At 73.9% G+C, this 15,140-nt stretch carries 15 protein-coding genes; 11 read left to right on the top strand and 4 right to left on the bottom strand.

Features of this window, described 5'->3' with window-relative positions:
• Positions 1-18: 18 nt before the first annotated feature.
• The 3 genes from FB462_RS14485 to FB462_RS14475 are packed head-to-tail and all read left to right on the top strand — an operon-like array spanning position 19 to position 3,332.
• Positions 19-1,086 carry an LLM class flavin-dependent oxidoreductase gene (locus FB462_RS14485; protein ID WP_114850524.1) on the top strand — a complete coding sequence of 356 codons (1,068 nt, stop codon included), beginning with the start codon at positions 19-21 and terminating at the stop codon, positions 1,084-1,086.
• Complete coding sequence (locus FB462_RS14480; RefSeq protein ID WP_114850523.1) at positions 1,086-2,390, top strand: O-acetylhomoserine aminocarboxypropyltransferase/cysteine synthase family protein; 1,305 nt, start codon at positions 1,086-1,088, stop codon at positions 2,388-2,390. Before FB462_RS14485 ends, FB462_RS14480 begins: the two co-directional genes overlap by 1 nt.
• Before the next feature lie 9 nt (positions 2,391-2,399).
• A complete protein-coding gene (locus tag FB462_RS14475) occupies positions 2,400-3,332 on the top strand; it encodes a 4-(cytidine 5'-diphospho)-2-C-methyl-D-erythritol kinase (RefSeq protein ID WP_114850522.1) in 933 nt (310 codons plus the stop codon).
• A gap of 44 nt (positions 3,333-3,376) precedes the next feature.
• Here FB462_RS14475 and FB462_RS14470 read toward each other — a convergent pair whose 3' ends face one another.
• On the bottom strand, positions 3,377-5,014 hold the full coding sequence (locus FB462_RS14470; RefSeq protein ID WP_167510128.1) for a glycosyltransferase family 39 protein: 1,638 nt from the start codon (positions 5,012-5,014) through the stop codon (positions 3,377-3,379).
• A gap of 91 nt (positions 5,015-5,105) precedes the next feature.
• On the opposite strand from FB462_RS14470, the gene FB462_RS14465 reads away from it, so the two are divergent.
• The 5 genes from FB462_RS14465 to FB462_RS14445 are packed head-to-tail and all read left to right on the top strand — an operon-like array spanning position 5,106 to position 9,303.
• On the top strand, positions 5,106-5,519 hold the full coding sequence (locus FB462_RS14465; RefSeq protein ID WP_058741187.1) for a TOBE domain-containing protein: 414 nt from the start codon (positions 5,106-5,108) through the stop codon (positions 5,517-5,519).
• A complete protein-coding gene (locus tag FB462_RS14460; RefSeq protein ID WP_114850520.1) occupies positions 5,516-6,658 on the top strand; it encodes a HesA/MoeB/ThiF family protein in 1,143 nt (380 codons plus the stop codon). The genes FB462_RS14465 and FB462_RS14460 overlap by 4 nt, the downstream gene beginning before the upstream one ends.
• Before the next feature lie 37 nt (positions 6,659-6,695).
• On the top strand, positions 6,696-7,499 hold the full coding sequence (gene modA, locus FB462_RS14455; protein ID WP_141862603.1) for a molybdate ABC transporter substrate-binding protein: 804 nt from the start codon (positions 6,696-6,698) through the stop codon (positions 7,497-7,499).
• Positions 7,496-8,281 (top strand): ABC transporter permease, encoded by a 786-nt coding sequence (locus FB462_RS14450; RefSeq protein ID WP_114850518.1) that lies wholly within the window; start codon positions 7,496-7,498, stop codon positions 8,279-8,281. The genes modA and FB462_RS14450 overlap by 4 nt, the downstream gene beginning before the upstream one ends.
• Positions 8,278-9,303 (top strand): ABC transporter ATP-binding protein, encoded by a 1,026-nt coding sequence (locus FB462_RS14445; RefSeq protein WP_229666948.1) that lies wholly within the window; start codon positions 8,278-8,280, stop codon positions 9,301-9,303. Before FB462_RS14450 ends, FB462_RS14445 begins: the two co-directional genes overlap by 4 nt.
• Here the strand turns inward: FB462_RS14445 and FB462_RS14440 are convergent.
• The 3 genes from FB462_RS14440 to FB462_RS14430 form a co-directional block, all read right to left on the bottom strand.
• The gene (locus FB462_RS14440) at positions 9,300-9,539 is read right to left on the bottom strand and encodes a MoaD/ThiS family protein (protein ID WP_208738919.1); all 240 of its coding nucleotides are present in this window, start codon (positions 9,537-9,539) and stop codon (positions 9,300-9,302) included. The two genes, FB462_RS14445 and FB462_RS14440, sit on opposite strands and share 4 nt — an antisense overlap.
• Before the next feature lie 2 nt (positions 9,540-9,541).
• The gene (gene moaA / locus FB462_RS14435) at positions 9,542-10,579 is read right to left on the bottom strand and encodes a GTP 3',8-cyclase MoaA (protein WP_141863377.1); all 1,038 of its coding nucleotides are present in this window, start codon (positions 10,577-10,579) and stop codon (positions 9,542-9,544) included.
• A 110-nt stretch (positions 10,580-10,689) separates the two neighbouring features.
• On the bottom strand, positions 10,690-12,174 hold the full coding sequence (locus tag FB462_RS14430; RefSeq protein ID WP_114850516.1) for a glycosyltransferase family 87 protein: 1,485 nt from the start codon (positions 12,172-12,174) through the stop codon (positions 10,690-10,692).
• A 21-nt stretch (positions 12,175-12,195) separates the two neighbouring features.
• On the opposite strand from FB462_RS14430, the gene FB462_RS14425 reads away from it, so the two are divergent.
• From FB462_RS14425 to FB462_RS17870, 3 genes are read left to right on the top strand one after another with little or no spacing between them, the layout of a single operon-like run.
• Positions 12,196-13,635: a molybdopterin-dependent oxidoreductase gene (locus FB462_RS14425; RefSeq protein WP_229666951.1), complete on the top strand. Its 1,440-nt coding sequence runs from the start codon at positions 12,196-12,198 to the stop codon at positions 13,633-13,635.
• A complete protein-coding gene (locus FB462_RS14420; protein WP_141862599.1) occupies positions 13,632-14,084 on the top strand; it encodes a hypothetical protein in 453 nt (150 codons plus the stop codon). Before FB462_RS14425 ends, FB462_RS14420 begins: the two co-directional genes overlap by 4 nt.
• Positions 14,085-14,093: 9 nt before the next feature.
• Positions 14,094-15,128, top strand: a complete 1,035-nt coding sequence (locus FB462_RS17870; RefSeq protein WP_306669557.1) for a bifunctional helix-turn-helix transcriptional regulator/GNAT family N-acetyltransferase — start codon at positions 14,094-14,096, stop codon at positions 15,126-15,128.
• Positions 15,129-15,140: the final 12 nt, after the last annotated feature.

Genomic DNA, 15,140 nt, shown 5'->3' with positions numbered 1-15,140 from the left:
ACCAGCAAGGAACCACTCGTGCGATTCGGATACTGGACCCCGCTCTTCGGCGGTTGGCTGCGCAACGTCGAGGACGAGGACATGCCCGTCACCTTCGACTACGTGAAGCGGCTCGCGCAGCGAGCCGAGCGCATCGGCTTCGACCTGACCCTCGTGCCGGAGCTCAACCTCAACGACATCAAGGGGACGGCGGCACCGAGTCTCGAGGCGTGGGCGCTCGCGGCCGCGCTCGCGGCGACGACCGAGCGCCTGGAGATCATGGCGGCGATGCGGCCGGGCTACCACCTGCCGGCCGTGACGGCGAAGCAGGCGGCGACCATCGACGAGATCTCGTGCGGCCGGTTCACGTTCAACGTGGTGAGCGCCTGGTGGGCGGAGGAGGCGCGCCAGTACGGCGGCATCTTCTCGGAGCACGATGACCGGTACGCGCGCACCGAGGAGTTCGTCCGGATCCTCAAGGGTCTGTGGTCGGAGACGCCGTACTCGTTCTCGGGCGAGTACTACGACGTGCAGAACGCGCACCTCGAGCCGAAGCCCCGGGTCACGCCGCGGATCTACGCCGGCGGCGAGAGCGAGGCCGGCAAGAGCTCGATCACGCGCTTCGCCGACGCGTACCTGACGCACGGCGGCACGGTCGACGAGCTCCGGACGAAGATCGCCGAGATGCGCCGCCGCCGCGAGGACGCCGGAGCAGCGCCGTTCGAGGCGTTCGGCATGGCCGCGTACGTCATCGTGCGCGAGACCGAGGCGGAGGCGCAGGCCGAGCTCGCGCGCATCACCGACGTGCAGCACGGCAAGGCGTACGAGTCGTACCAGGACTTCATCTCAAAGTCGCAGCTCGAGCACGTGCCGTCGCTCGAGGACTACTCGGTGTCGAACCGCGGCCTGCGCCCCGGGTTCGTCGGGACGCCGCAGCAGGTGGCGGACCGGATCCTCGAGTTCGAGGACGCCGGGGTCGACACGCTCCTGCTGCAGTTCTCGCCGCAGGCCGAGGAGATGGAGCGCTTCGGCGAGCAGGTCATCCCGCTCGTCCGTCCGACCGGTGCGTCCGTCTCCCCGTCCGCCTCCGCCGGGTCGGTCGCCTGATGGCGGTCGAGGACGACTGGGCGTTCGAGACCCGGCAGATCCGCGCCGGGTTCAAGGCCGACCCGGGCTTCGGCGGGAACGTGCCGCCGATCGCGCAGACCGCCGCGTTCGTGTACCCGTCGGGCGAGGACGCCGCGGCGCGGTTCCTGCTCGACGCGCCCGGGCACACGTACTCGCGGGTGAACAACCCCTCGGCCGCCGCGCTCGAGCGGCGGATCGCCGACCTCGAGGGCGGGATCGGTGCGCTGGCCCTGGCGTCCGGGCAGGCCGCGACGTCGCTCGCGGTGCTCGGCGTCGCCCGCGCCGGCGACCACGTCGTGTCGAGCGCCTCGCTGTACGGCGCGACGTACACGCTGTTCGCGTCGACGCTCCGCGACCTCGGCATCACCTTCACGTTCGTGCAGGACCCCACCGACCTGTCCGAGTGGGCCGCCGCGGTCCGTCCGGAGACGCGGGCGTTCTTCGGCGAGAGCATCCCGAACCCGCGCGGCGACGTGCTCGACTTCGCCGGGGTGGCCGGCGTCGCACACGAGGCCGGGGTCCCGCTCATCGTCGACAACACGATCGCGACGCCGTACCTCGTCCGGCCGATCGAGCACGGTGCGGACATCGTCGTGCACTCGGCGACGAAGTACCTCGCCGGGCACGGCAGCGCCATCGCCGGGATCATCGTCGACAGCGGGAACTTCGACTGGGCGGCACATCCGGAGAAGTACCCGCAGCTGACGACGGTCGAACAGTCCGGGTTCGCCGGCACGGCGTTCACCGAGAAGTTCGGTCGGCGGGCCTTCATCCAGCGCACCCGGTCGAAGCTGTCCGCGGACCTCGGCCCCGCGATCGCCCCGTTCAACGCGTTCCTCGTGCTGCAGGGCATCCAGACGCTCTCGCTCCGGATGGACCGGCACGTGTCCAACGCCGCGACCGTTGCGAGCTGGCTGGACGCGCACGACCAGGTCGGCGGCGTGCACTACGCGGGCCTGCCGTCGTCGCCGTGGCACCACCTGCAGCAGCGCTACGTGCCGAAGGGGCCGTCGGCGGTGCTGGCGTTCGACCTGGTCGGCGGGCTCGAGGCGGGTCGGCGGTTCGTCGCGGCCCTCGAGCTGTTCGACCACGTCTCGAACATCGGCGACGTGCGCTCGCTCGTCGTGCACCCCGCGTCGACGACCCACGTGCAGATGACCCCGTCGGAGCGGGCGGCCGCGGGCGTCGGGGAGGGGCTCATCCGACTGTCGATCGGACTCGAACACGTCGACGACGTCCTGGCCGACCTGGAGCGTGGTTTCACCGCAGCGCGCGCGGGATAGGTTGGAGCCATGACCTCGCTGGCCGCTCCGACCCGCGTACGGGTGCGCGCTCCCGGCAAGATCAACGTGTTCCTGTCCGTCGGGGCCCTGCAGGACGACGGCTACCACGACGTCGCGACGGCGTACCAGGCGGTGTCGCTGTACGAGGACGTCACCGCCGAACCCGCCGACGACTTCTCGGTGCGGTTCACCGGCCCGATCGACACGAGCGGGGTCCCGACCGACGAGTCGAACCTCGCGATCCGCGCAGCCCGCCTGGTCGCGGACGCCGCCGGGCACCGCGGCGGGGTCCGGCTGACGATCGACAAGCAGGTCCCGGTCGCCGGCGGCATGGGCGGAGGGTCCGCGGACGCCGCGGCGACCCTGCTCGCGGTGGACACTTTGTGGGGCACGGCGCTCGGCCGTGAGGGGCTGCTGGCGCTGGCCGCACGGCTCGGGGCGGACGTGCCGTTCGCCTTCGCCGGCGGCACGGCCGTCGGCACCGGACGCGGGGACGAGCTCAGCCCGGCGCTCGCCAAGGGGGAGTTCCACTGGGTGCTCGCGCTGAGCGACGCCGGACTCTCGACCCCGGCGGTGTACCGCGCGCTCGACGCGCACCGGGAGCGCTACCGGGCCGACATCCGGCCGGCGCCGACCACCCCCGTGGTCGAGACGAACGTGCTCCAGGCGCTCCGCGCGGGGGACCCGGGGCTGCTCGCGGACTGCCTGCACAACGACCTGCAGGCTCCGGCGATGCGGCTCCAGCCGGCGCTCGCGACGACGCTCGAGATCGGCGAGAAGGCGGGTGCGCTCGCGGGCATCGTGTCCGGCAGCGGACCGACCGTGGCCTTCCTGGTCGCCGACCGTGACGCCGCGCTCGAGGTGCAGGTCGAGCTGAGCGCCGCCGGGCTCGTGGCGCTCCGGGCGACCGGCCCGGTGCACGGCGCACGCGTCGTGCACTGACCGTCGGCGGTGCCGCGCGCTCCAGCCGCTGCACTGACCGGGCGTCAGCCCTTCACGAACTCCGTCATCACGACGCGGCCGGAGCGGAACTGCTGCTCGACGTGGAAGCCGTGCTCGGCCAGGACGGCGGCGGTCTCCGGCTCGATGTTCCGCGCCTTCGGGGTCCCGCCGACGAACCACACGGTGTCGATCTCGCCGAGCCGGGCCGGGATGGTGGTCGCGAGGTCACCGTTCTGGTTCCACAGCACACCGCTCTCGGCGCCGATCTTGGTCGCGCCCAGGTCGGTCATGCCGGTGAACGCCCACGGGTACGAGATCCGGATGATGTCGGCGGTGGTCCCCGGGTGGCCGTAGACGCTGCCGAACACGACGCCCTCGTTCGCACCGGCACGACCAGCACGCTCGCTGGCGATGATCGACGCGGCGTTCGCCCAGGTGGAGTCCTGCTTGGACTGCGGGCTCTTCACGTACACGGCGGAGGGGATGCCGCCGACCAGGCAGACGGCCACGGCGGCGGCGAGCAGGGCCCGCGGACGGACGAGCGTGACGGCGAGGGCGATGAGGAGCGCCACGAACGGCAGGCTCAGCGACGCGTACTTGGGAGAGTAGAGGTGCTTGCCGAGCGCGGTCGCGATGAGCAGCACGCTCGTGGGCAGCACCGCGAGGGGCAGTGCGACGCGGACCGCCTGCGCCCGGACGAGGTCGCGGACGTCGGGGACGCGGCGGCGCGCGGCGATCAGCGGGACGGCGGTGCCGAGGGCCATGAGGACCCAGGCGACCGCGGCGTACAGGGTGATCCCGCCGAACCAGGCGGTGGAGAACACCTGCGGGAGCGTGCGCTCCCCGATGCCGGAGATCCACGCGACCTGCTTCGACTGGGCCATCACCTCGAGCACGAGGGGCGAGACGAGCAGGGCGGCCCCGGCGGCTGCGACGAGCCAGCGGACGAGCGTCCGGCGGCTCACGAGCGGTGTCGCGCCACGGCCGGTCCGTTCCGCCCGACGCTGCGCGGCCACCGTCCACCCGAGGGCGACGGCGTGCGCGACCACGGCGAGCGACAGGTAGACGTTGAACGTCACCGAGACGAGCGCCACGACGCCGTACGCCACCCACCAGCGAGTGCGGTGCGTCGTCCGTGTCCGTCGGACCGCGGTCAGGCCGACGAGGGTGAGCAGCACCGCGAGCGTCGTGATGGTCGCGTAGGGGCGGCCCTCGGACCCGGCCCACTGGACGCGGGGTAGGGCGATGAACACGAGTCCGGCCGTGATGCCGAGCCGGCGACCCCCGAGCCGGCGGCCGAGCGCCACGAGGAGTCCGGCGGCCACGCCGATGGCGAGGGCGCTCGGGAAGCGGAGGGTGAAGGGCGTGTAGCCGACGAGCCAGAACCAGGCGTGGATGAGCGCGTAGTACAGGCCGTGCACCGCGTCGACGTTGTGCAGTTCGGCCCAGAGCTGCGGCCAGCTGCGCTGCGCGCTCGTGACCGTCGCGCCCTCGTCGTACCAGAGCGACGGCACCCAGGCGAAGGCGGCGCCCGTGAGCACGCCGATCGCCCCGACCGTGAGCTCGGGCGTCCGGACGACGGCCAGGCCGATCACCGAGGACGCGGAGCGCAGGCGCGATCGGACCGGCGGGACGCCGACGGTCGCGGGCACACGGATCGTGCCGGTCTGGGGTGCTGTCACGTGCACGACGGTATCCGGGCCGTCTGGACAGGTGCCCCGCGCGGCCCCGGCCGTCCGTGAGAGTTCGCGATGCCGTAGGGTGCCGTCCACCATGACGACACTCCGCATCCGTGATGCTGCGCGGTACCTCGGCGTCAGCGACGACACCGTCCGACGCCTGGTCGAGGCCGGCACCCTGCCCCGGTCCGAGGACGCCGCCGGGCGCACGGTGGTGCTCGGGAAGGACCTGGCGGCGTACGTCCGCGGACGCGACGCGGGGCTCGACGACCCGTCCGGGGTGCGGAGTTCCGCGCGGAACCGCTTCGTGGGGATCGTCACGGACCTGGTCGTCGACGGGGTCGTGGCGCAGGTCGAGCTGCAGGCCGGCCCGAACCGGGTCGTGTCGCTGATGACCTCGGAGGCGGTGCGCGACCTCGGGCTCGAGGTCGGGTCCGTCGCCGTCGCGTCGGTCAAGGCGACGATGGTGACGGTCGAGGTGCCTGACCGTCCGGAAGGCGCACGGTGACCGGCGACCCGTCCGGGATGCGCACGCCGATGCGTCCCGATCCGGCGCGCCCCGACCCGGCGGACGGCGACCCGCTGGTGGTCCGTCGGCGGATGACCTCGCGCACCGCGGCGCTCGCCGGGGCCGGGCAGCGCGCGACCGACGCCCTGGCCACGGGCCGGGTGCTCGTCGTCGGGGCCGGAGGGCTCGGCGCCCCCGTCCTCACCTACCTGGCCGGCGCCGGGCTCGGGCGGATCACGGTCGTCGACCACGACGTCGTCGACGCCTCGAACCTCGCCCGGCAGACGCTCTTCGCCCTCGCCGACGTCGGACTCCCCAAGGCCGAGGTCGCCGCGGCGCGGGTCCGGGCGGTCGACCCGGTCGCCGAGGTCGTCGCGCTCGCGGAGCCCTTCCGCCCGGAGCACGTGGCCGACCACGACGTGGTGGTCGACGCGGCCGACAGCGTCGAGGTCACCCGGGCGGTGTCGGACGCCTGCGCCGCCGCGGGCATCCCGTTCGTCTGGGGCACGGTGCTCGGGTTCGATGGACAGGTCTCGGTGTTCCACGACGCCGCGGATGATCCGGTCGACTTCCACGACCTGCACCCGGAGGCTCTGCCGGACGAGGGGTCCTGCGCGCTCGACGGCGTGCTCCCCGCGCTGTGCGGCGCCGTCGGCGCGGTGATGGCCGCCCAGGTGACGGCCCTGCTGGCCGGACCCCGACCCGGGTCGACGGCACCGGACCGACACCTGCTCGGTGCGCCCCTGCTCGGTCGGGTGCTCACGGTGGACGCCCGGCGGTGGCGGTGGACGGAGAGCCCGCTGCGGCGTGGTCCGGGCAGCGGTCGTCCGGTGCCGTCTGCCGACGTCGAGCCCGAGCGCACCTCGCCGAGCGCCCTGGCCGAGCGGCTCGCCGGCGACGGGGCACCGGTGCTCGTGGACGTCCGCACCGACGAGGAGCGTGCGACGGGGACGATCGCCGGGTCCGTCACGCCGGACGCCCTCGCGGACGACGACCCCCGCCCGGTCGTCGTGGTCTGTGCTTCGGGGCGACGCGCGACTGCATGGGCACGGACGGCGATCGCCGCGGGACGGGACGCGGTCGTCCTCGACGGCGGCATCACCGCGTGGCGGTCCGAGGGCCACCCGACGACGACCTGAACCGCGAGTGACCCGCACCTGCGGCTAGGATCACAGTGTGAAGCCGCTCCTGCGTTCCGCTGTCCTGCTCGTCGTCGCGGGTGTCGCCCTGACCGGGTGCACCACGCAAGCCGCCACCAGCGGCACGGGCACCGGGACCCCGTCGGCCTCGGCGACGCCGTCCGGCAGCATCACCGTGTTCGCCGCCGCGTCCCTCCAGAAGACCTTCACCGCGCTCGGGGAGCAGTTCGAGGCGGACCACCCCGGCACCACGGTCACGTTCTCGTTCGCGGGGTCGAGCGACCTCGTCAGCCAGGTGCAGAACGGGGCCCCGGCCGACGTGTTCGCCTCCGCCGACCAGGCCAACATGGCGAAGCTCTCGTCGTCGGACCTCGCCGCCGGCTGGCCGCGCGACTTCGCCACGAACGTCCTCGAGATCGCGGTCGCCCCGGGGAACCCGAAGGGCATCCGGAGCCTGGCCGACCTCGACCACTCGGGCGTGCAGCTCGTCACGTGCGCGTCACCCGTGCCGTGCGGTGCCGCGACGCAGGAGGTCGAGCGGGCCGCCGGCGTGCAGCTGCACCCGGTCAGCGAGGAGCAGTCCGTCACCGACGTGCTCGGCAAGGTGGAGTCCGGCCAGGCCGACGCGGGGCTCGTCTACGTCACCGACGTCCGCGGTGCGGCGGGCAAGGTCGACGGCGTCCCGTTCGACGAGTCGGCGAAGGCCGTCAACACGTACCCGATCGGCGTCCTGCAGGAGTCCTCGAACCCGACCACCGCCGCCGCGTTCGCCACGTACGTCCGCTCCGACGCCGGGCAGCAGGTGCTCGAGCGCGCCGGGTTCGGCCGTCCGAAGGGATGACCCGCACCCCCGTCCCCTGGTGGCTCCCCGCCCCCGCGGTCCTGGGCGGCCTGTTCGTCGTCGTGCCCGTCCTCGCGATGGTCGGTCGCGTCGACTGGTCCTCCTTCGTCGCCCTCGTCACCTCGCCCGCGTCGACGACCGCGCTCGCCCTGAGCCTCGGCACCGCCGCTGCGACCACGGGCATCGCGTTCGTGCTCGGCTACCCCCTGGCCGTCCTGTTCTCCCGGTCGACCGCCCGGTGGGTGGGCGTCCTCCGTGCCCTCGTGCTGCTGCCGCTCGTCCTGCCGCCCGTGGTCGGCGGCCTCGCGCTCCTCGCGGCCTTCGGGCGGCTCGGCGTGCTCGGCGCGTTCCTCGACGCGCACGGCCTGCGGATCGCGTTCACCACGACGGCGGTCGTGATGGCGCAGGTGTTCGTCTCGATGCCGTTCCTGGTGTCGAGCGTCGAGGGTGCCCTGCGCGTCGGCGGCGACCGGTACGAACGCGTCGCGGCGACCCTGGGCGCCGGACCGACCCGAACGTTCCTGACCGTCACGACCCCGCGGGTCCTGCCCGGCATCGTCTCCGGTCTGGTGCTGTGCGGTGCGCGGGCGCTCGGGGAGTTCGGCGCCACCCTGACCTTCGCGGGCAGCCTGCAGGGCGTCACGCGGACGCTCCCGCTCGAGGTCTACCTGCAGCGCGAGGTCGACCCGGACACGGCGGTCGCCCTCGCCCTGGTGCTCGTGGTCGTCGCGGTCGTCGTCATCGGGGTCACGTCGCTCCGCACCCGGACGGTCGTCGCGTGACGGCCCCCGACGCCGGTCTGCGCGTCCACGTCGTCGACCGTGACCGCGACGTCGACGTCACGATCGCGGTCGGTCCGGGGGAGTGCGTCGCGCTGGTCGGTCCGAACGGCGCCGGCAAGTCCACCGTCGTCGAGACCGTCGCGGGGCTCCTCCGCGCTCCCGACAGCACGGTCGCGCTGGACGGCCGCGACCTGGCACGGCTCCCGGCGCACCGCCGACACGTCGGGTTGGTCGCCCAGCGCGCCGATCTGTTCCCGCACCTGTCCGTCGTCGACAACGTCGCTTTCGGTCCGCGCGCGGCCGGGACGGGCGGCCGGGAGGCACGTCACCGGGCCGTCGCGGCCCTCACCACGGTCGGCGTGGCCGGGCTGGTCGACCGGGCGCCGGGGGCCCTGTCCGGCGGGCAGGCGCAGCGCGTCGCGATCGCCCGGGTGCTCGCCACCGACCCCGCGGTCCTGCTCCTCGACGAGCCCACCTCGGCGCTCGACGTCGACGCCCGCGCCGCCGTCCGCGAGGCCCTCGCCACCGCGCGCGCCGGTCGGCCGACGGTGCTCGTCACGCACGACCCGCTCGAGGCCGTCGCGCTCGCCGACCGGGTCGTGGTGCTGCAGGACGGACGCGTCGTCGAGCAGGGACCCGTCGACGCGGTGCTCCGGCACCCCCGGACGCCGTTCGCGGCGTCCTTCTCCGGACTCGCGCTCGTCCGCGGGACCGCCACCGCGGGTGGGATCGCACTCGACGGCGGCGGTGCGCTGGCGTCGACGACCGGCACCGTGCCTCCAGGCCGACCCGTCGTCGCCGCCCTGCACCCGACGGCCGTCCGCGTGACGCGGGACGGGCCGGGGCCCGCGCGCACGGTGACCTCGCTGGAGCCGCGCGACGGACTCGTGCGCGTGCGCACGGCCGACCTGGTGGCGGACGTGACGGTCGCGACGGCCGCGGGGCTCGGACTGGCGCCGGGCGTCACAGTCCGGCTGTCGGTCGCGCCGGACGAGGTCGCGGTCTACGAGCCGGGCGCCTAGCCGCCGGCGAAGGGTGGCATCACGTCGACCGTGTCGACGCCAGCGAGCGGTGTCGAGCGGTCGCGTGTGGTGACCCCGTCGACCAGGTAGGAGCAGCGCTCCTGCAGCGCCGCCCAGCGATCGGTGTCGGAGGCGGCGACGGCGCGCAGGGCGTCGTCGAGGGTCGCGGCCGACGTGGTGGTCTCGTCCTGGCCGACCGCGGCGCGGGCCGCGGCGAAGAAGCGGAGGGTCGTCACGGTCAGCCGCCGATCGCGCTCATGCCGCGGGACGGGTGCACGATGCCGTCCACGTCGTCGCCGTGGTCGCGGGGCTTCGCCCACATCGCGCGCCGCCACGTGTCGAGCAGGGCGTCGTCGTCGGCGCCGTCGCGCAGCGGGCCGAGCAGGTCGACCTCGTCGTCGGAGAACAGGCACGAGCGGACGTGGCCCTCGGCGGTCAGACGGGTGCGGGTGCAGTCGGCGCAGAAGGACTCGGTGATGCTCGCGATGACGCCGACGGTGCCGAGCGGTTCGCCGTCGTGGGTGGACACGCGGTAGCGCTCGGCCGGGGCGCCGTTCCGCGGGGCCTCGTCCGGGGTGAGCACGAAGCGCTCGCCGAGGAGCGCCCGGGTCTCCGTGGCGGTGACCATCGTCGCGCCGTCCCAGGCGTGCCCGGGGTCGAGGGGCATCTGCTCGATGAACCGGAGCTCGTGGCCGCGCTCGAGGCACCAGGCGAGCAGGTCCGCCGCGAGGTGGTCGTTCACGCCGCGGAGGAGCACCGCGTTGACCTTCACCCCGAGGCCGGCGTCGGCGGCGGCCGCGATGCCCTCGAGCACGCGGTCCAGGAACGGGCGGCGGGTGACCTCGGCGAACACGTCCGGGTCGACGGTGTCGAGCGAGACGTTGACCCGTCGGAGTCCGGCGTCCGCCAGCGCCTGCGCGCGGTTCGCGAGGCCGATGGCGTTGGTGGTCAGGGAGAGCTCGACGTCGTGCGCGGCGCACCGGCGGACGATGTCGACGAGGTCGGCGCGCAGGAGCGGTTCGCCACCCGTGAACCGGACCTTGCGCACGCCGAGGCGGGCGGCGGAGAGGCCCACGAGCCGGTCGATCTCGTCCGCGGTCATCAGGGCGTCGGACGGGATGACGGGCAGTCCCTCGGCCGGCATGCAGTACGTGCAGCGGAGGTTGCAGCGTTCGGTGAGCGAGACGCGCAGGTCGACCGCGGTGCGGCCGAAGCGGTCGAGCAGCGCCGGTTCGTCGGCAGGTCGGGGCGGCAGCTCGGCCGAGCCGCTGCGCACCCGGCGCAGGAGTGAGGCGACCGGGACGGACGCCGGTGCACCCGCCGCAGGAAGCCCCGCAGGCGCACCCGTCGTGGGCCGTTCGCCCGTCGCGGGCAGGATCCTCGCCGTCACCGGGCCGATGCTACCGGGCGCCGCCGACCCTCCGGTCCGCCGTCCGTTCCGCTGTCCGTCTGCCGCCACCGCCGCGGGTCGAGCCGTCGACCCCACCGCCGCCACTCGTCACGGTCGGTCCGGACGACCGTGACCACCACGATCACGAGCACCGCGGCGCCGAGCCACCAGCGGAAGGCGTCGGCCGAGGGCCACACACCGCGGAGGGCGATCGCGAGCCCGAGGGACAGCCACTCCCACCGGCCGGACAGCACCACGAACGGGATGAGGAGCAGTGCGTACCAGGGGTACCGCGGGGTCACCGCGAGGAACGTCACGCCGATCATCAGCACCTCGCCGGACCACGGCCGGGCGGGGTCCGCGAGGCGCCAGGCCACGACGGCCGCGAGCAACACCACGAGCCCGACGACGACCGTCGCTCCGTCACCGGGGACGAGCAGGGAGACCAGGGCGAAGCGGGAGCCGTCCTCGTAGCCCTCCTCGGAGAGGTAGCCGGGCAGGTAGCCGAGGACCTTCACGCCGGTGCTCAGGACGTACGGCACGTAGAGCAGTCCGAAGACCGCGACGCCGACGGGGATCGCCCACCAGTGTCGCCACCGGCCGAGGAGCGGCGGGTACACGATCGCCGGGATGAGCTTCGTCGCGGTCGCCGCACCGAGTGCGATGCCGCCCCATACCGGCCGGCCGAAGGCGACGAGCACCACACCGGCCGTCGCGAGCGCGGCGCCGAGCACGTCGACGTGCGAGTTCGTGACGGCCTCGGACGCGACGAGCGGCGACCACGCCCAGAGCGCGGCCCACCAGGTCGGCCGTCCGAGGCGGCGCAGGGTCACGACGAGCCCGACCGTGACGCCCAGGGAGACGAGCAGCCCGGCGACCTGGAACGGCATGTACTGCGCGGTGACGGGAACGAACGCGCGGACCGCCGCGAACCACAGCTGCGCCATCGGCGGGTAGATCGTCACGACGTCCGGTCGGTTGATCGCCACGCAGTGCCCGTCCGCGCCGTCCCCGAGCCCGCGCATCCGCGGTTCGAGGGGCTTGCACGTGCCGTCGATCTTGTCCGGGAAGAGCCACTCGGGGCGCAGGGCGGCCAACGCCCCGGACTGCGGCGTGTGCGCGTACGGTGAGACACCCGCGTGCTGCACGATGCCGTCCCAGGCGTACCTGGCAGAGTCGGTGCTGGTGTTCGGCGGGCCGACGAGCGCCGCGACCCCGACCACGACCGCCCCACCGAGGACGATCCGGGTCACCCAGGCACGGGGTACCCAGCGGAGCGCGAGGACGGCTCCGGCGAAGACCGCCCAAGCGATGAGCGTCCACGCAACGAATGGTGCACGATGACCGGCACGGAGGAACCCCAGATGCGTGATGCCGAAGGCGATGACGCCCGCGAGCGCGAGCACGCCCACGACGGCGACCACGGTCGGCAGGACGCCGGGCCTGGTGGGCAGCGGGACGGCGCGCAGTCGTTCGTTCATCGTGGCCCGAGGCTACCGATGGTGCGACGGCTGCTGCTGGACGCACGGTCCGCGGCGGCGTCGCCGAACCGGAACGCCCGCTCGGCCGTCGTCTGGGGTCGGCTGCTCGGCGTCGCGTTCCTCGTGTGCTTCGGCACCGGGGTGTACAGCCACCTGCTGCAGGACCCGCTGCCCGGGATGCGCTTCCCGACCCGGCCCGTGCAGTTCTACCAGTTCACGCAGGGCCTGCACATCACCGCAGGCATCGCGATCATCCCGCTCCTGCTCGCCAAGCTGAACGCGGTGATGCCCGCGCTCGCGCAGACGCCGCCCGTCCGCGGCGTGTTGCACCTGCTCGAACGCCTGTCGATCGCGGTGCTCGTGTCGGCCGCGATCGTCCAGGTCGGGACCGGGCTCGTGAACACGTACCAGTGGTACCCGTGGCCGTTCCCGTTCCGGCAGGTGCACAACGCGCTCGCCTACGTGATCATCGGGTCGCTCGTCGTGCACGTCGGCGTGAAGCTGCGGATCATCGCGCGGTACTGGCGCGCACGCGACGCGTACGACGCGGACGGTCGCTTCGTCGCGGACCCGACGGTGGGCAGCGAGCTGCTCCCCGACACGGGTCTGGAGGATCGTGGCGTGTCCGGCCCCTACCCCCGCGGCCTCACCGGCCGCCTGCTGCGGTGGGTGGACGGCGCGCCGGCCGCAGCCGCGCCTGACGAGTCTCGCGCTGCGCGACACGACTCGGACGCGACGTCCCGCGACTCGTCGCCCAGCGCGAGTCTGGGTTCCGGTGATCCGGACCGTGGGCCCGCAGCCGACGGGGCGGAGGCGGGGCGTGCCTCCCGTCCGGCCCGGACGGCGACCGACGGCGGACGCGAGCGGATCGCCCGACGCGGGTTCGTGGCGGGCGTGACGGCGGCGACCGTCGGCGTCGTCGCGCTCACCGCCGGGCAGTCCACGCGACTGCTCGAACCCTTCAACGTGTTCGGGGCACGGCAGCGGCACCTCGGGCCGAACGACCTGCCGGTGAACCGCACCGCGCGCGCCGCGGGTGTGCTGGCCACCGCCACCGCCGCGGACTGGACGCTCACCGTCGTCGGACCGGGGATGAGCCGGACGTTCTCGCGTGCCGAGCTCGTCGCCCTCGGCACCACGACGGCCGATCTGCCGATCGCGTGCGTCGAGGGGTGGAGCCAGACGGCGACGTGGAAGGGCGTGCGGATGCGGGACCTGCTCGAGACCGTGCAGGCCGACCCGTCGTCGCCGCTGCGGATCACGAGCCTCGAGCGGAGCGGCGGTTACCGCGTGACCGAGATGGGGCCGGAGTACGCCGCCGACCCGACGACGCTCGTCGCGCTCGAGCTGAACGGCGCGACGCTCGACCTGGACCACGGGTTCCCCGCCCGGGTCATCGCGCCGGGACGACCCGGCGTCCTGCAGACGAAGTGGATCGGGAAGATCGAGGTGATCCGATGAGGGCCGCGAGGACCGTGCTCGTCCTGGTGGGCGTGCTCGTGATGGCGTTCGGCGCGTGGACGATGGTCACGACCGTGCGGCCGGAGCGCATCTGGGGGCTCGTGACGTGGCTCGTCGCAGCGGTCCTGCTGCACGACGTCCTGCTGTCGCCGTTCGTCGTCGGCGCGGGGTTGCTGCTCCGCCGGGCCGGGCGGTCGCTGCGCGTCTGGGTGCTCGTCACGGTCCAGGCCGCCGTCGTGCTCGGGAGCGTGCTCGCGCTCGTCGTCGTGCCGGAGATCGCCGCGAAGGCGCACGGGCAGAAGAACCCGACGGTGCTGCCGTTCGACTACACGACCCGGCTGCTCGTCGTCGAGGGGGTCCTGCTCGCGGTGGTGGTCGGGGTGCTCGTCGCCGGGATCGTCGTGGCCCGACGGCGCAGGCCACTGGTTGCAGCGACAACCAATCGGTAGCATGTGGGGATGACCGACGAGACCCCGTGGCTGACGCGCGACCAGCTGCGTGCCTGGATGAAGCTCGTCGCCGTCATGGAGCTCCTGCCCGCGGCGCTCGACCAGCAGCTGCAGCGGGACGCGGACCTGACCCACTTCGACTACATGGTCGTCGCGATGCTGTCCGAGACGGAGTCCCGCACGCTGCGGATGTCGGCGCTCGCCGCGGCCACCAACGCCTCGCTCCCGCGGCTGTCGCACGTCGTGTCCCGGCTCGAGAAGCGCGGTCTCGTGACGCGGTGCCCGTCCGCCGACGACCGGCGGGCGACCGACGTCCGACTGACCGACGCCGGGTACGACACGATCGTGCAGGCCGCGCCCGAGCACGTCCGGACCGCGCGCCGCTACGTGATCGACGCCCTCGCCGACGAGCAGGTCGCGCAGCTCGACGGGATCACCCGGGCGCTCCTCGGCCGGCTCGACCCCGAGGGGCGGTTCGCCGCGCTGACGTACCCGCGGGGGGACGAGGCACTCTGTGAGGCGCGGCTGACCGGCGCGGACGCCGGCGAGGGGCTACCCGAGGTCCCCGGGGTGCTGTTCCGCGACGCCACCGCCGACGACGGACCGCTGCTGCGCCGGGCGACGCTCCGGGCGATGAACTGGCGGACCGAGACGTTCACGGACGCCGACCTCGACCGCCCCGAGTTCGCGCACTACTTCGACGGGTTCGACCCGGCCCGGGACCGCGGTGTCGTCGCCGTGGACGGGGACGGCCCGGTCGGGGTGGCGTGGGCGCGGTTCCTGCCGGAGGACGACCCCGGGTACGGGTTCGTCGCCGCGGACGTGCCCGAGCTGACGATCGCCGTCGACGCCCGGGGGCGCGGACGCGGTGTCGGGGGAGCGCTCCTCGAACGCCTGCTCGACGCCGGGCGGGCTGCGGGGTGGCCGGGGGTCAGCCTGAGCGTCGAGGACGGGAACACCGGGGCGCGGATCCTGTACGAGCGGGCCGGGTTCCGGACGGTGGGGCGGAACGGCGACTCGGACACGCTGCTCGTCCGGACCTGATGGGCACGCTGC

Origin of the sequence: Curtobacterium citreum (assembly GCF_006715175.1) — a bacterium.
Taxonomy (GTDB): domain Bacteria; phylum Actinomycetota; class Actinomycetes; order Actinomycetales; family Microbacteriaceae; genus Curtobacterium; species Curtobacterium citreum.
This window is presented reverse-complemented; position numbering and strand designations above follow the sequence as displayed.